The 18069-nt window shown below is 65.4% G+C and carries 17 protein-coding genes and 2 riboswitches; of the genes, 3 read left to right on the forward strand and 14 right to left on the reverse strand.

From position 1 onward, the window contains the following. Positions 1–109 precede the first annotated feature (109 nt). From AYB31_RS14765 to AYB31_RS14775, 3 genes are read right to left on the reverse strand one after another with little or no spacing between them, the layout of a single operon-like run. A complete protein-coding gene (locus AYB31_RS14765; RefSeq protein WP_068829455.1) occupies positions 110–802 on the reverse strand; it encodes a pseudouridine synthase in 693 nt (230 codons plus the stop codon). Positions 803–805: 3 nt separating this feature from the next. Next, positions 806–1012, reverse strand: a complete 207-nt coding sequence (locus AYB31_RS14770) for a cysteine-rich CWC family protein (RefSeq protein WP_068829456.1) — start codon at positions 1010–1012, stop codon at positions 806–808. Next, on the reverse strand, positions 1009–2487 hold the full coding sequence (locus tag AYB31_RS14775; RefSeq protein WP_068829457.1) for a sensor domain-containing diguanylate cyclase: 1479 nt from the start codon (positions 2485–2487) through the stop codon (positions 1009–1011). Before AYB31_RS14775 ends, AYB31_RS14770 begins: the two co-directional genes overlap by 4 nt. A gap of 206 nt (positions 2488–2693) precedes the next feature. Here AYB31_RS14775 and AYB31_RS14780 point away from each other — a divergent pair, with 206 nt between their 5' ends. After that, positions 2694–3350 carry a class I SAM-dependent methyltransferase gene (locus AYB31_RS14780; protein ID WP_068829458.1) on the forward strand — a complete coding sequence of 219 codons (657 nt, stop codon included), beginning with the start codon at positions 2694–2696 and terminating at the stop codon, positions 3348–3350. Here the strand turns inward: AYB31_RS14780 and uca are convergent, their stop codons facing one another. The 7 genes from uca to AYB31_RS14815 form a co-directional block, all read right to left on the reverse strand. After that, positions 3351–7025 carry an urea carboxylase gene (uca, locus tag AYB31_RS14785; RefSeq protein ID WP_068829459.1) on the reverse strand — a complete coding sequence of 1225 codons (3675 nt, stop codon included), beginning with the start codon at positions 7023–7025 and terminating at the stop codon, positions 3351–3353. A gap of 148 nt (positions 7026–7173) precedes the next feature. Then, on the reverse strand, positions 7174–7809 hold the full coding sequence (locus AYB31_RS14790) for an urea amidolyase associated protein UAAP2 (RefSeq protein ID WP_068829460.1): 636 nt from the start codon (positions 7807–7809) through the stop codon (positions 7174–7176). Positions 7810–7945: 136 nt separating this feature from the next. Continuing rightward, a complete protein-coding gene (locus AYB31_RS14795) occupies positions 7946–8677 on the reverse strand; it encodes an urea amidolyase associated protein UAAP1 (RefSeq protein ID WP_068829461.1) in 732 nt (243 codons plus the stop codon). Positions 8678–8679: 2 nt separating this feature from the next. Beyond that, on the reverse strand, positions 8680–9462 hold the full coding sequence (locus AYB31_RS14800; RefSeq protein WP_068829462.1) for an ABC transporter ATP-binding protein: 783 nt from the start codon (positions 9460–9462) through the stop codon (positions 8680–8682). After that, positions 9459–10274: an ABC transporter permease gene (locus AYB31_RS14805; protein ID WP_068829463.1), complete on the reverse strand. Its 816-nt coding sequence runs from the start codon at positions 10272–10274 to the stop codon at positions 9459–9461. The genes AYB31_RS14800 and AYB31_RS14805 overlap by 4 nt, the downstream gene beginning before the upstream one ends. Before the next feature lie 146 nt (positions 10275–10420). Next, entirely contained in the window at positions 10421–11488 is a 1068-nt protein-coding gene (locus AYB31_RS14810; protein WP_068829464.1) for a putative urea ABC transporter substrate-binding protein, read from the reverse strand. 70 nt (positions 11489–11558) lie between these two features. After that, positions 11559–11673, reverse strand: a riboswitch (guanidine-I (ykkC/yxkD leader). Between the two features lie 171 nt (positions 11674–11844). Next, a complete protein-coding gene (locus tag AYB31_RS14815; protein ID WP_068829465.1) occupies positions 11845–12903 on the reverse strand; it encodes a putative urea ABC transporter substrate-binding protein in 1059 nt (352 codons plus the stop codon). Positions 12904–12955: 52 nt separating this feature from the next. Then, positions 12956–13056, reverse strand: a riboswitch (guanidine-I (ykkC/yxkD leader). Positions 13057–13348: 292 nt separating this feature from the next. Between AYB31_RS14815 and AYB31_RS14820 the strand changes: the two genes are divergently transcribed. Continuing rightward, positions 13349–13825 (forward strand): hypothetical protein, encoded by a 477-nt coding sequence (locus tag AYB31_RS14820; RefSeq protein ID WP_068829466.1) that lies wholly within the window; start codon positions 13349–13351, stop codon positions 13823–13825. A gap of 95 nt (positions 13826–13920) precedes the next feature. On the opposite strand, the gene AYB31_RS14825 is transcribed toward AYB31_RS14820, so the two are convergent. Further along, positions 13921–14613 carry a TetR/AcrR family transcriptional regulator gene (locus AYB31_RS14825; RefSeq protein WP_068829467.1) on the reverse strand — a complete coding sequence of 231 codons (693 nt, stop codon included), beginning with the start codon at positions 14611–14613 and terminating at the stop codon, positions 13921–13923. 53 nt (positions 14614–14666) lie between these two features. Here AYB31_RS14825 and AYB31_RS14830 point away from each other — a divergent pair, with 53 nt between their 5' ends. Beyond that, the gene (locus tag AYB31_RS14830) at positions 14667–15770 is read left to right on the forward strand and encodes a DUF2855 family protein (protein ID WP_068829468.1); all 1104 of its coding nucleotides are present in this window, start codon (positions 14667–14669) and stop codon (positions 15768–15770) included. Between the two features lie 143 nt (positions 15771–15913). Here AYB31_RS14830 and mmsB read toward each other — a convergent pair whose 3' ends face one another. The 3 genes from mmsB to AYB31_RS14845 form a co-directional block, all read right to left on the reverse strand. Further along, entirely contained in the window at positions 15914–16798 is an 885-nt protein-coding gene (gene mmsB / locus AYB31_RS14835) for a 3-hydroxyisobutyrate dehydrogenase (protein WP_068829469.1), read from the reverse strand. Positions 16799–16823: 25 nt separating this feature from the next. After that, positions 16824–17660, reverse strand: a complete 837-nt coding sequence (locus AYB31_RS14840; protein WP_068829470.1) for an isocitrate lyase/PEP mutase family protein — start codon at positions 17658–17660, stop codon at positions 16824–16826. A gap of 14 nt (positions 17661–17674) precedes the next feature. Further along, positions 17675–18069, reverse strand: a 395-nt coding sequence (locus tag AYB31_RS14845) for an enoyl-CoA hydratase/isomerase family protein (protein ID WP_161489384.1), incomplete at its 5' end; no start/stop codon positions are given.

Consider the following 18069-nt stretch of genomic DNA (forward strand, 5'->3'; position numbering starts at 1 on the left):
TATGACTAGCTGGTCACTAGCGGACCGTTGATTGGATTCAAGCAGCCTGTTGTTACCGATGCAAGACCTTGCGGTGAATTAGTCGGCACCACTGGTCGGGGCTTTGCGTTCAGACCAGCGCGACTTCCTCGGCGCTCAATGCCCGGTACTGGCCGGGAGCGAGTTCCGGGTCGAGCTGCAGGGGCCCCATGCGTTCGCGATGCAGGCCGATGACCTTGTTCTGGAAGTGGCCGAACATGCGCTTGACCTGATGGTAGCGGCCTTCGTGCAGGGTCAGCAGGGCCTCGTGGCTGGCCAGAATCTGCAGCTCGGCGGGGAGGGTGGTGAGGTTCTCGTAGGCGAAGTACAGGCCGCGGGCGAACACCTCGCCGTACTCGGGCGTGATTGGCTGCTCGGTGTGCACCCGGTAGACCTTGCCCAGCCGGCTGCGCGGCTCGGTCAGGCGCCGCGACCAGAGACCATCATTGGTGATGAGCAGCAGGCCGGTGGTATTCAGGTCGAGCCGCCCGCCGATATGCAATTCGTGCTTGTCGGGCTCGTGCAGCAGGTCGAGCACGGTGCGGTGTTCGGGATGTTCGGTGGCGCTGACCACGCCCGCTGGCTTGTTGAGCATGAAATAGCGCGCCGGCTTGCCGGCCTGCAGGGTTTCGTCGTCCAGCTCGATATGGTCGAACTCGCGCACGTCGCGGCGGCCGTCGCGTTCGATCTGGCCGTTGACGCTCAGGCGTCCGGCGGCCAGCAGCAGGCGGGCATCGGCGCGATTGCAGTGCGGCAGGTTGCTGAGAAAACGGTCCAGGCGCATGGCTCAGTCGGGTTTCGCCGGCTCGTCGAGAACCCTGGCGCAGTTGGGGCAGAGGCAGCGGGTGCCGCGCTGCTCGACGGGCAATGCGTCGAGCACCTGGTGTGCGATGGGGGTATGGAAGCACCAGCAGTCCTGCACCGGTTGTGCGCTACTGGCCTGGGCGCAGCGATTGGGCTGGCCGCAGCGTGGGCAGCGCTCGGCCTCGCTCATGGGGCGAAGGTCTCTTCGCATACGCGGTTGCGCCCGGATTGCTTGGCCCGGTACAGCGCGCGGTCGGCACGGGCGAGGATGCGTTCGAGGTTGTCGTCGCGATGCAGTTCGCTGATGCCGATGCTGGTGGTGACCCGCAGGTTGACGCCGTTGAAGGCGAAGACTTCCTGCTCGGTCTGCTGGCGGATCTTCTCGGCCAGTTGCCGGGCCGTGCTGCTGCCGGTGTCCTTGAGCAGCAGGATGAACTCCTCACCACCCCAGCGGCAGATGATGTCGGACTGGCGCAGGTTGCTCTGCAGGGCGAGGGAAAAGCCGCGCAGTACCTGGTCGCCGGCCAGGTGGCCGTGGGTGTCGTTGAGCTGCTTGAAGTTGTCGAGGTCGATCAGCAGCGCGCTCAGCGGGCTCTGCTCGCGCAGGGCTTCCTGCAGGGCTTGTGCCGCCAGCAGGTCGAAGCCGCGGCGGTTGGGCAGGCCGGTGAGCGAGTCGGTGGTGGCCAGTGCGGCGATACGTTGCTGGTAGCGGCGGGTGGCGATGAAGACCAGGCCCAGCACCAGAGCGCTGATCAGCGCGCAGATCAGCAGGTTGAGGTACAGGCTGTGGCGAATACTGGCCAGTGCGCCTTCCTCGTGCTTGTCGACGAACAGGTACCAGTCCAGCTCGGGGATGTAGCGCACGTTGAGGAAGTGCCCGCGGCCGTGCTCTTGATAGCTGTAGCGCCCGCTCTTGGGCGCAGGCAATTTGCTTTGCAGGGTTTCCAGGCCGGGGATGTCGCTGATCCGCTGACCGCGCTGGATGCCCATCGGGCCACCCTTGGCACCGGTCAGCACCAGGCGCCCCTGACTGTCGCTGAAATAGATGCTGCGGTCGTAGCGCTGCTGGTAGTCATCCACCAACTTGACCACTGCATCCACGGTGAGGCCGACACCGGCCACGCCAATGAAGTTGTTCTGGTAGTCGAACACCTTGAAGTTGATGAAGAAGGTCAGCTGATCGCCATTGGCCATGTCTGGGTCGACGCTGATCTCGTAGGGTTCGACCATGCTGCGCACGCGGAAGTACCAGGCATCGCGGGGCTCCTCTTCCTTGACCTGCTTGAGTACACCCTTGGCCTGGTAGTAGGTGCGGGTCTTCTCGGAAATGAAGAAGCTGGTGAAGGTGCCGTAGTGCTCCTGGATTTCGCGCAGGTAGCGGGTCATCGGTTCGGCGTCACGTTCGCCGTCCAGCGCCCAGTCGCGCAGGAAGGTGTCGCGGGCCATCATCGAGGCAATCTGGGTGGGACGGATCAGGTCCTTCTGGATTTCCGAATAGATGTTGTCAGAAGTCAGCGGTAGCTCGGTGTTGACGATGCTGTAGCGAATGCTGTCGCGCGAGCTGTAGTAGCTGACCAGGCTGGTGGCGAGGAAGCCGCCCAGCAGGAGAATGCTTAGCACCACTAGTAGGGTGGCCTGGGCCTTGCGGGACGTGCTGAGCGGCATGGGCAGGGGATCGCATCGACAGGGTGGCACCATGCTAGCTTGCACAGCCCTCGGCGTCACCGTCGATCACACCGGCTTGCTCCTGGCGGGCGACAGGCCTACCGTGGCGGGTAATGAGAGCCTTCTTGGTGACTGCTGCGCCTTGCCGCGCTACCGCTTGCTGACTTGTCCCTGATTCGACATCCCACTCAGCAATCGAGAAGACCATGCCTGGCTACCGCATCAAGTATTCCACCTGCAGCATCGGCACCGAGGATTTCCATCTGTGCTCGCTGCGCGACCGCCAGCAGTTCGCCGATGCCGATGGCGAGGCCGAGCGGCAGGGCATCTTCTCCGCCACCTGGTCCTTGTTCGGCCAGCTGTGGCTCTCCGGCGAGGTGCTGGCCTGCACCATGAGCCGCTATCCCGTGCAAGGGCTGCGCATTCTCGAGCTGGGCTGCGGGTTGGGCCTGTCCAGCCTGGTGCTGCAGCGCCTGGGTGCCGACATCACCGCCAGTGACTATCACCCGCTGGCCGAAACCTTTCTCGCCCGCAATGCCACGCTCAACGAGCTGCCACCGTTGAGCTACCAGCGTTGCGACTGGGCCGAGGAGTACCCGCAGCTGGGCCTGTTCGACCTGATCATCGGCAGTGACCTGCTCTATGAGCCCGACCACCCGGAACTGCTGGCCAGTTTCATCGATCGGCACAGCACAGCCGCGGCCGAGGTGCTGATCGCCGACCCTCGGCGCGGCAACACGGCGCGCTTCAGCCGAGCCTTGCTCGCGTTTGCCTACCAGCAACAGAGCGACTACCCGAACGCCCGCGATAGCGCCAACGAGCCGTTCAAGGGGCGCCTGCTGCGCTATCGCCGCTGCGCCTGATCAGGCCTCTTCCAGCACCACTACGCGCTGCCCGGCGCGTACCGGCGAGCCGGGTTGCACGCGCACCTCACGTACCACGCCGCTGATCGGGGCGATGAGGGGAATCTCCATCTTCATCGATTCGAGAATCACCAGCACATCGCCGGCCTGCACGGCTACGCCTTCAGCCACCTGCACCTGCCAGAGATTGCCGGCGATATGGCTGTCGATGCCGTGCTGGCCAGTGCCGAGCGGGGCGTCCTCGCCCAGTTCGGCGGCGGTTTCCTCCACCTCGAAGTGTGCCTGGCCGGACTCGATCCAGCGTTGGCGCTCGGCGTCGAAGGCGGCGCGCTGCTGGGTGCGGAAGGCGTCGATGCCCTCGGCTTCCTTGGCGAGGAAGTCCTGATAGTCGGCCAGGGCCAGTTCGCTGTATTCGATGCGCAGTTGATAGCGGCCGAGTGGGAAGTCGCGGCGGATTTGCAGCAGCTCCTCGGCACCGACCGGGTAGAAACGGATCTGGTCGAAGAAGCGCAGCAGCCAGGGTTTGCCGTGGAAGGCGGCCACTTCACGGTAGCGGTTCCACATCTGCAGGGTGCGGCCGACGAACTGGTAGCCGCCGGGGCCTTCCATGCCGTACACGCACATGTAGGCGCCGCCGATGCCCACCGAGTTCTCGGCGGTCCAGGTGCGCGCCGGGTTGTACTTGGTGGTGACCAGGCGATGGCGCGGGTCCAGCGGCGTGGCCACCGGCGCGCCGAGGTAGACGTCACCCAGGCCCATCACCAGGTAGCTGGCGTCGAACACCGTCTTGTACACCTCATCCAGGTTCGGCAGGTCGTTGATGCGGCGGATAAATTCCAGGTTGCTCGGGCACCAGGGCGCGTCCTTGCGTACCGTGGTCATGTATTTCTCGATCGCCAGCTGGCAGGCCGGGTCGTCCCAGGACAGCGGCAGGTGGACGATGCGCGAGGGCACCTTGAGGTCTTGCGCTGCGCACACCGCGTCCCACTCGCCGGCGACGGTGTCGAGCAGTTGCTGCAGCGGCAGGGTTTCCGGCTGGTAGTGCACCTGCAGCGAGCGGATACCCGGGGTCAGGTCGATCACGCCGTTGAGGCTCAATGCTTCCAGCGCCTGCATCAGCGCGTGGCCGCGGAAGCGCAGGACCAGGTCCAGCTCCGCCGCGCCGATCTCCAGCAGCAGATGGGTGTCGCCCGACAGGCGCGCGACCAGGCGTTTGTCGGCTTCTTCAATGTCGAGAACGATGGGTGAGGTCAGCGTATGACTACCCCCTCTCCCATTCATGGGAGAGGGCTGGGGAGAGGGGGGTTGAGTGTTGCGGATAACCCTCTCCCCCGGCCCCTCTCCCATAAATGGGAGAGGGGAGAGGTTCGCGTATGCCTGTTTCTGCGCCTTGGCCAGTTCCCGCGCCGTGGCGATATCCACCGGGATAAACCGAACCTTGTCGCCCGCCTTGAGCTGCCCCAGCTGCCACAGGTCGGCCTCGATGATGGTCACCGGGCAGACGAAGCCGCCCAGGCTCGGGCCATCGGGTCCCAGAATCACCGGCATATCGCCGGTGAAGTCCACCGCGCCGATGGCATAGGGGTTGTCATGGATATTCGAGGGGTGCAGGCCGGCTTCGCCGCCGCTGTCGCGCACCCACTCCGGTTTCGGGCCGATCAGGCGCACGCCGGTGCGGCTGGAGTTGAAGTGCACTTCCCAGTCGGTGGCGAGGAAGGTGTCGATATAGGCCGAGGTGAAGTATTCCGGCGCGCCGTGCGGGCCGTAGATCACGCGGATTTCGCGCACGGCGGGCAGGGCGGTGCACAGTGCGGCGGGCAGTTGCGCGCCGTTGCTCGTATTGCCGAGAGACGGAATATGCAGCACATCGCCGGCGCGCAGGGCGCGGCCGCCGTGGCCGCCGAACTGGCCGAGGGTGAAGGTGCTTTTGCTGCCCAGGTACTCGGGCACCTGCAGGCCGCCGCGCAGAGTCAGGTACGAGCGTGCGCCGCTACCGGCGATGGTGCCGAGGCTCAGGGTGCTGCCGGCCTTGATCAGCAATGCGGTATTCATCGGTTGCTCGGCGCCATCCACGCTCAGCGGAATCGCCGCGCCGGTCACCGCCACCACCGCGTCGGTGTTGAAGCGCAGCAGCGGGCCGCTCATGGTGATCTCCAGGCCGCCGGCACCTTCGTCGTTGCCCAGCAGGCGGTTGCCCAGGCGCAGCGCGCGGTCGTCCATCGGTCCGGACGGCGGTACGCCGACCGCCCAGTAGCCGAGGCGGCCGGGGAAGTCCTGCACCGTCGTCTGGGTGCCGGCGGACAGCACCTCGAAGGTGTGCGCCTGGTAGGTCAGGCCTTCCAGGCAGCGGGTCCAGGGCGAGCCACTGGCGAAGGGGGCGTCGAGCAGAATCTGCCGCAGGTACTGGCTGTTGGTTTCCACGCCGTACAGCAGGGTATCGGCCAGGGCCTGGTTCAGCGCGGCGCTGGCCTGCTCGCGGGTCGGCTGCCAGGTGATGACCTTGGCGATCATCGGGTCGAAGTAGGGTGGAATTTCGCAGCCGGCCTCGACCCATGTGTCGATGCGCAGGCTCTTGCCATCGGCCGCCGGGAATTGCACGGCGGTGAGCAGGCCAGGGCTGGGCTGGAAGTAGCGGCCCGGGTCTTCGGCGTACAGACGCGCCTGGATGGCGTGGCCGCTGGGTTTCAAGTCCTTAGCCAGTTCGCTGAGCGGGGCCAGGTCGCCGGCCGCCAGCTCGATCATCCAGCGCACCAGGTCGACGCCCCACACCTGTTCGGTTACGCCGTGCTCGACCTGCAGGCGGGTGTTCACTTCGAGGAAGTAGAAGCGCTCGGCCTCGCTGTCGTAGACGAACTCCACGGTGCCGGCGCTGCGGTAGCTGACCGCCTTGGCCAGCTTGATCGCCGCCGCGCACAGCTCGTCGGCCATGCCGGCCGGCAGGTTGGGCGCCGGGGTTTCTTCCAGCACCTTCTGGTTGCGTCGCTGTACCGAGCAGTCGCGCACGCCCAGGGCCAGCACTTCTCCGGCGCCGTCGCCAAATACCTGCACTTCCAGGTGGCGGGCGCGCTGGATGTACTTCTCGATGAAGACGCCGCTGTCGCTGAAATTATTCTGCCCCAGGCGCTTGACCGCCTCGAAGGCGTCGGCGAGTTCGGCCGCGCTGTTGCACACGCGCATGCCGATGCCGCCACCGCCGGCGGTACTTTTCAGCATCACCGGGTAGCCGACTTGCTCGCCGGCAATCAGCGCGGCGTCGAGGTTTTCCAGCAGTTCGGTGCCTTCCAGCATCGGCACGCCGTGCTGTTTTGCGAGTGCTCTGGCGGTGTGCTTGAGGCCGAATACGCGCAGTTGTTCGGGCGTGGGGCCGACAAAGGCGATGCCAGCGGCCTCGCAGGCTTCGGCAAACGCCGCGTTTTCGGAGAGGAAACCGTAGCCGGGGTGAATGGCTTTTGCGCCGGTCTGCTTGGCGACGGCGAGGATCTTGCCGACCACCAGATAGGTGCCGGCGGCCGGGCCCTCGCCGAGGCTGAAGGCCTCATCGGCCTGCTGGATATGCAGGCTGGCGGCGTCGGCCTCGGAGTACACGGCCACGCCTTTGACGTCGAGCTGGCGCAACGTGCGCAGGATGCGGCAGGCAATGGCGCCACGGTTGGCGATCAGGAGTTTGTCGAACATCTGCTTGCCCTCGAAAGGGTTGGCGGGCCGTCCCGCCGCTATTCGGTCTGCACCACGGTCGTCCGGGGTGGATAAATCGGTAGGGTTGCGCGTGGGAGCGGCTTTAGCCGCGAAGCAGGGCCACGCGAAAGCATCGCGGCTGAAGCCCTCAATCCCAGATCAGCACCTCGGCCGGTGTCGGGTTCCAGCCATTGCAGGGGTTGTTCAGCTGCGGGCAGTTGGAGATCAGCACGATCACGTCCATATGCGCCGTCAACTCCACATATTTGCCCGGCGCCGAGATGCCGTCCTCGAAGGTCAGGCCGCCCTCGGGCGTGACCGGCACGTTCATGAAGAAGTTGATGTTGGCGCCGATGTCGCGCTTCTCCAGGCGGCCATCGTGCAGGCTGGCGCGCAGGAAGTTGTCGCGGCAGCTGTGCATATAGCGCTTGTCGAGGGCGTATCTGACCGTGTTGCTCTCCTGGGCGCAGGCGCCTCCGAGGGTGTCGTGGCGGCCGCAGGTGTCGGCGCTGATGGTCAGCAGCGGGTTGCCCAGGTTCGACCAGAGCACGGTGCCGGTGGTCAGGTACACGCTGTTCTGCTTGCGCAGGGTGCGTTGCGGGTCGTAGCGCTCGCGCGGGTTGCGGGCCGAGAAGAACAGGGTGTCGACTGCCTGGTTGCCTTCCAGGTCGAGCAGGCGCACGGTCTGTCCGGCTTTGACTTCGCAGAGGAACGGCTCGCCGGCCGGGATTTCGTGGCGGTAGACGGCGGCTTCGGGGTGCAGGTTGCTGGTGGTGAGGCTCATGGCTGGCTCCGTGGGGTGGCCTTGGTCACTCGGCAGTACAGGATGTGCTGCCCGCGAATCGCGTGCGATTCGGCGGGAGCCATTCGCGGACATGTGCCGCGAATGGCGTCGCATGAAGGATTCAGGGATGAATCCTTCATGCCAGATAAAGCCGTTCGGTGTTGTGGAAGCCGCGACCGTTCTCCGGGCGCGAGGTGCGGCACAGCACGCTGATGCCGTCGCTCTCGACCTTGCTCCAGCTCAGTTGCACCGGCTTGGGCGCGTACTCGGGATTCGGATCCATGGGGTGTTGCAGGGCGGTCAGCACCACCAAGGTGTCCATCGGCGCGTACAGCTCGATGTAATCGCCAGCCTTGGAGTTGCCGGGTTCGAAGTGGAAGCGGCCGTCGCCATCGACCGTCACCTTGCTGAACAGGTTGAGCGCCATCAGCAGGTCCTGCAGGTTGAGGTTCCACTTGCCCATTTCCACCAGCAGGTTGTCCACGCCGTTGCGAAAGAAATCGTTGCGCAGTTCCTGATAGCGACCGGCGCCGTACTTCTCGGCGACTTCCTGTGCGTTGAGCACGCCGCCGAAGCTGTCGTGCCAGCCGCAGGTATCGGCGGTGATGGCGGCGAGTACGCGGCCCATATCCGAGTACAGGCAGTGGCCGGCGGTGAGCTTGGCGGTGTGCTGGCACTTTAGGGTGTCCGGCAGGTTCAGGCGCTCGCTTTTCTCGGCGGCACTGAGCAGCAGCAGGCTGACGTTGGCGTCGCCTTCTAGGTCGGTGATGCGCAGCAGCTGGCCGCGCTTGAGGACGAACGAGGTATGGCCGCCGCCCGGTACGAGCTCTTCGTACAGGGTCGGGCGCAGGGCGAGAGAGGCCGTCATGCTCAGGCTCCTTGGAGGGCAGGTTGCAGGCTCGCGGCGAGCTGCGCCGGCAGGGTCGCGCGGCGCTCGCTGTTGAGCGGAATGTCGTAGGTGATGCGCGCACCGAAGGCATTCGGCGCGTGCGGGTCGATGCGGGTCTTGTCGAACACCAGCAGGCGGGTGCCGAGGCTGAAGCCCTCGCTCAGATCATGAGTGACCATGAACACGGTCAGCTTGGTTTCGTTCCATAGCTCCAGCAGCAGGGCGTGCATGTCCTTGCGAATGCCCGGGTCGAGGGCGCCAAAGGGCTCGTCGAGCAGCAACACGCGCGGCTTCATGATCAGCGCCTGGGCGATGGCCAGGCGCTGCTGCATGCCGCCGGAAAGCTGGCTGGGGTATTTGTCCAGGGCGTGGCCGAGGCCGACTTTGTGCAGCATTGCTGCCGCCTGCTCGCGGGCCTCGCGCTTGGCGCTGCCAAACAGGCGGCCGAGCAAGGGCGAGCGCGGTAGTTCCAGGCCGATGGCGACGTTGTCCAGCACGCTCAGGTGGGGGAATACCGAGTAGCGCTGGAACACCACGCCACGGCTGCTGTCCGGCTCGGCGGCCAGCGGCTGGCCGGCCAGCAGGATTTCGCCCTTGCTCGGGCGCTCCTGGCCCAGCAGCAGGCGCAGAAAGGTCGATTTGCCGCAGCCGGAGGCACCGACCAGGGTGCAGAACTCGCCTTCGCGGATGATCAGGTTGAGGCGTTCCAGTACGACCTGATCGCCGTACTGCTGCCACACGTTATTGACCTGAATGAAGCTCATGCCTTGGCTCCTTCATACCAGGGGAAGCACAGGCGGGTGAGCTGGCGCAGGCCCAGGTCCATCAGCCAGGCGAGCAGGGTGATCCACACCACGTAGGGCAGGATCACGTCCATCGCCATGTAGCGACGCACGAGGAAGATGCGGTAGCCGAGGCCATCGGTGGAGGCGATGGCTTCTGCGGCGATCAGGAACAGCCAGGCCGAGCCGAGCACCAGGCGCAGGGCGATCAGCAGGCGCGGCAGCAGCTGCGGCAGCACCACGCGCAGGATCAGGGTCCAGGTGCTGGCGCCGAGGGTTTGTGCCTTGATCAGGATTTCCTGCGGGATCTCGCGGGCGCGCTGTTCCAGATCGCGGGCCAACACCGGGGTGATGCCGATCACAATCAACATCACCTTGGACAACTCGCCGAGGCCGAAGACGATAAACAGGATCGGCAGGATCGCCAGCGGCGGCACCATCGACAACACGGTCAGCAGTGGCGACAAGGGCGCGGCGAACAGCGGTAGGATGCCCGCCGCGATCCCCAGGCACAGACCGACCAGCGCGGCGATGCCGATGCCCATCCCCAGGCGTGCCAGGCTGGCGGCGCTGTCCTGCCAGAACAGGTACTTGCCGCTGCGCTTGTCCTCGCTGAAGGCCAGGCGCTCGACGGCGCCGGCCATCTGTGTGGCGCTGGGCAGCAGCTTGTCGTTGGGGTTCTCCGCCAGACGTGCTGTCGAGCCGGTGAAGTAGGCGAACAGCAGCAGGGCGAAGGGCAACAGGATCAGCAGCAGGCGGCCGCCGCGGTCCGGGTGTCGGTTGATCAGGCGCATGGCAGTTTCTCGGGCTTTCACATTCCCCTCTCCCTCTGGGAGAGGGGCTAGGGGTGAGGGGTTACCGAGCTGCTCGGACTTCTCCCTCACCCTACGCGGGCCGCCCCAACCATCTCCCGGAGGGATAGGGGGCTAAGAGCAGATGCTTACAACGTGCCGTCGGCCGCCATCTGCATGTAGCTCGGGTCGAAGCGCAGCTTGAGGTTGCCCTTGTCGCCGGTGGTCACGTCCTTGGCGAAGGCCATGCCGATGGCATCGGCGCTTTGCGCACCCTCGCCGAGCAAACCGTGGGCGAAGGAGAACTCGGCCACCTTGCTCATGGTCGCCGGCAGTTTCGGGCTGTTGGCGAAGGCCACGGCATCCTTGGCGCTGTAGAACATCTTGGTTGCGGCGAGCTGCGCTTCGTAGCCGGCCAGGTCGGTTCCGGAAGCCTTGGCCATGTGCTCGCGGGCGGCGATGCCCTCGGCCGAGTCGGCACTCATGGTGGCCATGATTTCGTACCAGGCGCCGGTCAGCGCCTTGCCCAGGGCCGGGTTGTCTTTCAGCGTGTCGCTGTTGACCACCATCAGGTCGATGATCTCGCCGGGAATCTGGCTGGAGTCGAACACCTTGGTCACCCCAGGAGTGGCTTCGATCTCGGCCAGCAGTGGGTTCCAGGTGGCGACGGCCTGCACGTCGTCGGTGGCGAAGGCGGCGACCATGTCGGCATCCGAGGTATTGACCACTTTCAGGTCCTTCTCGGCCAGGCCGGCACGCTCCAGGCCACGAGCCAGCAGGTAGTGCGACACGGACAGTTCGACCAGGTTGACGTCCTGGCCCTTGAGGTCGCCGAGAGTCTTCTTCTCGCCCTTGAGCACGATGCCGTCGTTGCCGTTGGAGAAGTCGCCGATCACCAGTGCGGTGGAGTCCACGCCGCCGGCGGCGGGAATGGTCAGGGCGTCCATATTGGTCATGGTGCAGCCGTCGAACTGGCCGGCGGTGTACTGGTTGATCGATTCCACGTAGTCATTGAGCTGCACCACATCGATGTTGATGTCGTACTTCTTCGCCCACTTGTCGACGATGCCCTGGGCAGCACCGTATTCCCAAGGCATCCAGCCGGCATAGATGGTCCAGCAGACACTGAAATCGGTCTTCGGGGCGGCGAGGGCGGGGATGCTCAGTGCGGCAGACAGGCCGGCGGCGATCAACGAGGACAGCAGGGACTTACGCATGGGTAGACCTCCAGTTCTAGGGATGCGGGCAGGAGCGGCGCGGCACTGGCCTGAGTGATCAGGTGGCGCGTTCTCCCGGGCTTTTGTCCCGCCGTGTAACCCCGAACGAGGTCGCCAACTCTCGGACCAGTCACTCGCATTGCTCGTTACAGAGCGGGCGAGCCGGAACCCTAGTCAGCCATTGCAAGTTGTAGTGCCGTGCCCCCTTGCGGGGTGCTTCTGCATGCCTGGTCTAAAGCGAACATCGTGCCAGCTGGTGCGAGCCCCCGTGGTTGGGGGCTCGCCCGCAATGCCTGGGCGGGAAGCAGGTCTGGCTGCCCTGTGCTGGTGCGCCGATGTTCGTTGTTGGTGCCGCGTCAGAGTTGCTTTTCGGCCGCCAGGCGCATGTAGGTCGGATTGAAGCGCAGCAGCACGCGCGACGAGTTGCCCAGTACCTGGTCGTCGCCGAAGGAGATGCCCAGCCTGCGCAGGCCGTTGCCTTCACCGAGCAGCTGCTGGCTGTCGGCGAACTGAGCGACGCGTTCCATCATTTCTGGCAGCTTGCCGTCCTTGCTGAAGGTCATGGCCGAGCGTGGCGAGTAGAAGGAGCGGATGGTGCGTAGCTGTTCGTCGAAATCCTCCGGGCTGGTCTGCGCGGCGCTGGCCATGCGAGCGCGCGCCGCCTGACCGGTGGCGTTGGGCAGGCCCATCAGGCGCATGCCCTCGAACCAGGCGCCGGTCAGCGCGCGGCCCAGTTCGGGGTGCTGGGTCAGGGTCTGGCTGTTGATCACCAACAGGTCGAGGATCTCGCCGGGCACGTGCCGCGAGTTAAATACCAGTACGCTGTCACCATCCTGCTGCAGGCTGGAGAGAATCGGGTTCCAGGTCACCACGGCATCGCCACGACCGCTGCGCCAGGCTTCGGCCAGGTCGGCGTCGGATACGTTGTCGATGATCACGTCGCCGGGCTGCAGGTTGGCCCACTGCAGTGCGCGACTGAGCAGGTAGTGGGATACCGAGTTTTCCACCAGCAGGATGGTCTTGCCCTTGAGGTCCTTCAGGTCCTTGTTGCTGCCGCGCACCAGGATGCCGTCGGCGCCGGCGGAGAAGTCGCCGATGATCAGTGCAGTGGAGTCCACGCCAGCGGCGGCGGGGATGGTCAGCGCATCCATGTTGGTCATGGCACAGGCATCGAACTGGCCGGCGCTGTACTGCTCGATGGAGCCGACGTAGTCCGGCACCTCCTGCACTTGAATCTCGATGCCGTACTTCTTCGCCCACTTGTCGATGATGCCCTGCTCGGCCATGTAGCCCCACAGCATCCAGCCGGCATAGACCGACCAGCAGACCTTGAACGGACGGTCCTGGGCGGTGGCGGACGAGGGGTTGAGCAGGGCGAGCGACAGCAGGGTGCAACACAGCAGGCGGGAGAGCATGGCTACCTCGGGTCAATTTTCGGGGGCAGGATTGTGGCAGCCGTGCTGCGCATTCTCCCGGGCTTTTGTCCCGCCGTGTGACCTCGTACAAGGTTGTCGGCTCTCGGACCAGTCATCCGCACGAAGCGGACCGGAACCCTAGCCAACCATTGGTGTTGCGTGATGCTGTGGCTGTGCCTTGGCAGGCAAATCCTGTGCGCCGGACTAAGCGATTATCGTGCCATGCCGCTCTATCTCGGGCTTTTCGTGACGGCTGTCACGCTTGCAGCAAAGGGCAGCGTCCTGTGACGGGTGTGTCGGCGCCAGCGTGGTGTGTAACGCACTGATACAAGTTTTCCGGCACTGCGCTGCAGCACTTCAGGGGGCGTGGCGTGGTCAAAGATGCTGGGAGCAGTCCCGGTGCCGGCATTTGCCGCCACCTTCCCAGCGGTCGAAGGAGGCCGCCATGACTCGTCCAATCCTTATCCTTGCAGCCCTCGTGCTGAGCCTCAGCGGTTGCGTCGCGTATGGCGGCGACTACGACTACCCCGGCTACAGCGTGCGTTATTACGAAAGCTATCCGTCCACCCGCATTTATTACGACGATCGCAACAATTACCGCTGGCATCGTGATCGTTATCAGGATCGTCGCCACTCCCATTACGCCCCGGGCTATGACGGCCGTTACCAGTGGCATGACGAGCGTGGGCGCTATGAGCGTCGTCCCGAGCAATCGCGAAGCTATGTCCACCCCCAGCAGAACAAGGGTTGGCAACAGCCCAGGCAGCAATCCTGGAAACTCAGCGGCGGGCATGAGCAACGCAGCTACTCCCGTGATCGGGGGCGCGAGCGCAGCAGTCGCGATGGCGGCTGGGAGCAGAAAGGCAAGCGCCAGTCACCGCCGAGCAACAACAACCTTCGGGGGTGGAGCATTTCCAGGTAAGGGGCCTGCGCCGCGTGCCTGAACGGGTTGTCTAGGCCAGCCCTTTGCTGCCCGTGCCAGTGCCTTCTGGAATTCCGCTTGGGCGGGGATGGTGGTCAGTCGCAGTTGCTCTCGCTGGGTATGGTTCGAGCTGAATCGGCCAGGGCGGCGAGCAGGAGCTGTTCCATTTCCACCACCCAGCTGCGCAGGCGGGCTTCGTCGAGTTGTGCCAGGGCGGCGTAGCGACGGCCGCCCCAGACCATCAGCAGCAACGCCTCGACCCGCGCCGCCGTGGCGGGTTGCGGCAGATCGGAGCAGGCAGCGAATACCTGCTGCCATTTGCCGAGCAGCTCCTGATAGGCGCGCAGGTGATGCCGGGGCTCGGCGACCTGGATTTCCAACTGCGCCACCTCGAAGCTGAACAACTGGTAGATCGACTCCTGCGGGCCACAGCTCAGCCACAGCAAGCGCGAGAGGCGAGTGCGCCAGTCCAGTGGTGGGGCGATCACCTGCTCATCGATACGGCTCAGCAACTGCTCGATGCAGTGGCGCACATAGCCGGAGAACAGCGCCTGCTTGCTGGGGAAATATTCATACAGGGTACCCACGGCGAAACCAGCCTCCAGTGCCACCGCACGGGTGGTGACGGCAGCCCAGCCATCGCGTTGCCAAATCCGAACAAAAGCCTGGTAGATGGCCTCCACGGTGAATACCGCGCGGGCCTGGCGAGGGCGCTTGAGCGGCTTGCTTCTGGGCTTTGGTGCCTCGTCGGGCACTGCCTTGGTGTTTCCGAACCCCTTCTTCTCCATTGCCCTCTACTCTGTCGTTTCTTATGTGTTCGCCACTGCCAGAGGACTCGCAAATGCCCCAATCCGTCAAGCTCACCCGCCTGCTCACACGCAAGGGCGCTCTCGACCAGAGCCGCATCGATAGCCTCGACTTCGACCTGACCCCGGCGCCCGGCGAGGTCATCCTCAAGCCCGACCATTTCTCCCTGACCACCAACAACATCACCTACGCCGCCTTCGGCGATTCGATGCGCTACTGGGATTTCTACCCGACCGGCGAAGCCGACTGGGGCCACATGCCGGTCTGGGGCTTCGCCGATGTGGTGGCCTCGGCGGTGGAGGGCATCGAGGTCGGCGCGCGCTACTACGGCTACTACCCGATTGCCAGCTACGCCCGGATCCAGGCCGGTGTGACCCCACGCGGCTTCCGAGCCCTCGACGAACATCGCGCCGAATTGCCGACGCCCTACAACCAGTATCCACTGTGCTCGGCCGACCCCTACTACAGCCCGGAGCACGAAGACCTGCAGGCGCTGCTCAAGCCGCTGTACCTGACCTCGGCGATGCTCGCTGACTTCCTCATCGACAACCAGTTCTTCGGCGCCAAACGCCTGGTGTTTTCCAGTGCATCGAGCAAGACCGCCTACTGCACCCTGTTCTGCCTGGAAGAGCATGACATCGAGTGCATCGGCCTGACCTCGCGCGGCAATATTCCTTTCGTTGAGCAGCTTGGCTGCTACACCAGCGCCCTGGCGTATCAGGATCTGGAGCAACTCGACGCCAGCGTGCCGACTGTTTACGTCGACTTCTCCAGCGACCTGGCCCTGCGCGACCGGGTACATGCGCACTTCGCCGACAAGCTGACCTACAGCTGCGTGGCCGGTTCGGCACAGAACACCGAAGAGGCCGAATACAAGGCCGCCAGCGGCCCGGAGCCGAAGATGTTCTTCGCCCCGATCCAGATGCGCAAACGCAATGTCGACTGGGGCTCGGGCGGCGTCTCGCGCTATGTCGGCGAAGGCATGGTGAAGTTCTTCCAGCGTGTCGAAGCCAGCGGTAATCAACTGGTCGAAGTGGTGCACAACGAAGGCTACGCGGCTGCCGCCGAGATCATCTCCGGCCTGGTGCATGGTCGCCTGTCGCCGCAGCAGGGGCAGATCGTGCGCTTGCGTGACTGAACCCGGTTGCTGCGGTTTTGCAGCGGACTGAGTGGAAGCGGTTGGGCGGCATTCCGCTTTAGCCGCGACGAGAAGCATCGCGGCTAAAGCCGCTCCCACGAAAGCTGGCTAGTTGCCTGTAGGGGCCTAGGTTCGCAGCGGCTTCACTCCACGAACAGTTTCTGCACCGCCGAGAAGTCCAGTTTGCCGTTGCCCTGCTTGAGCAGCAGGCGGTACAGCTGCAGGGCCAGGGCGCCCATGGGTGTGCTGCTGGCAGTACTCTGTGCGGCCTCCTGGGCCAGGCCCAGGTCCTTGGCCATCAGCTCGGCCATGAAGCCGCCGCTATAGCCCTTCGACGCCGGCGCGTTCTCCATCACCCCTGGCCAGGGGTTGTACTTTTCCAGGGTCCAGTTACCGCCCGAGCTCTGACGCATGATCTCGGCCAGCACGGCCGGATCGAGGCCGCTGGCCACGCCCAAGGCCATGGCTTCGGCGGTGCCGATCATCTGTACGGCGAGCAGCTGGTTATTGCACACCTTGGCTACCTGGCCGGCGCCGTCGGGGCCGGCGTGGAAGATGTTCTTGCCCATGGCCGCGAGGACCGGCCGGGCCTTCTCCAGCGCCTCGATCTTGCCGCCGACCATGAAGGTCAGGGTGCCGGCGGCGGCGCCGGCGGTGCCACCGGACACCGGCGCATCGAGCAGGGCGATGCCGCGTGCGGCGGCGGCGGCGTGAACCTTGCGCGCCGAGTCCGGGGCGATGGTCGAGCATTCCAGCACCAGGCTGCCGGGGGTGATCTTGTCCAGCAGACCACCATCGCCCAGGTACAGACTTTCCACATGGCGGCTGGCGGGCAGCATGCTGACCACCACGCCGGCGTCGCGCACGGCCTCGGCGGCGCTGGTGGCGGGTTTGCCGCCGTCCTGGGCAAAGGCATTCAGGGCGTCGCTCACCAGGTCGAAGGCGACCACGGCGTGGCCGGCCTTGAGCAGGTTGCGGGCCATGGGCAGGCCCATGTGGCCGAGGCCGATAAAGGCGATCTGGGTCATTGTTATTGTTCTCCTCGTGGGTGGCTCAGGGCTGTTGCTGGAACAGGGCGTTGATCCGGGCGAAGGGTTCGGCCTGCTCGGCGAAGGTGAAGCTGCCCTGCGTTCGCACTTCCTCGGCGGCGCGCAGGAAGGCGCCAAAGGCGGCGCGGGCCAGGGACGAACCAAGGCTGATGCGCTTGACACCCAGCTCCGCCAGCTCACTGACGGTGAAGCTGGCCGAACCCAGCCCCATCACCACGTTGACTGGCTTGGGCGCGACGGCGCGCACCACGGCGGCGATCTCCTCGCGGCTGCGCAGGCCGGGGGCATAGAGCACGTCGGCGCCGGCTTCGGCATAGGCCTGCAGACGGCGAATGGTGTCGGTAAGGTCGGCGCGGCCGTGCAGGAAGTTCTCTGCGCGGGCGCACAGGGTGAAGGGGAAGGGTAGGGAGCGGGCAGCCTCGACCGAAGCCTGGATGCGTTCGACTGCCAGTTCGAACGGGTAGATCGGCGCGTCCGCCCGACCGGTGGCGTCTTCGATCGAGCCGCCGACCAGCCCCGCCTGGGCCGCCAGGTGGATGGTCTGTGCGCACGCTTGCGGGCTGTCGCCGAAACCGTTCTCCAGGTCGGCGGCTACCGGCAGGCCCGTGGCAGCGATGATCGTGCGGGCGTTGTCCAGGGTGTCCTCGCGGCTGATCAGACCGGCGCCATCCTGTCGGCCCAGGCTGAAGGCCAGGCCGGCGCTGGTGGTGGCCAGGGCCTCGAAGCCGAGTGCTGCCAGGGCCTTGGCCGAGCCAGCATCCCAGGGGTTGGGGATGACGAAGCAGCCGGGGCGCTGGTGCAGCGCCTGGAAGGCCTGGGCCTGGTGCAACTGGCTGGGCATGGGGTTCTCCGGATTTACAGGTCTGCCAGCGGATGGGCGCCTTCCCACACGGGTTCGAAGTGCGCCTCGATCACCGCCTGGGGAATTGCTGCCACGTCCGCCCAGTGCCACTTGGGCGCTTGGTCCTTGTCGATCAGACGAGCGCGCACGCCTTCGGGGAAGTCCGGGTGGCGGCAGCAGTTCAGGCTCATGGCGTATTCCATGCGGAACACCTCGGCCAGCGACAGGTGGCGGGCGCGCTGGATCTGTTCCCAGACCAGGTGCGCGGTGAGCGGGCAGCCGGCAGCCAGGGTCTTGGCGGCGCGGGCCAGTGGCATGTCGTCGTCGCCGTGCAGGGCGGTCAGGGCCTGCCAGGCGGCGGGCAGGTCGGCCACGTCGAGCAGCGCGTCGATGCGCGCGCGGCGCGGCA

This window comes from Pseudomonas sp. BMS12 (assembly GCF_001592875.1).
Lineage (GTDB): Bacteria > Pseudomonadota > Gammaproteobacteria > Pseudomonadales > Pseudomonadaceae > Aquipseudomonas.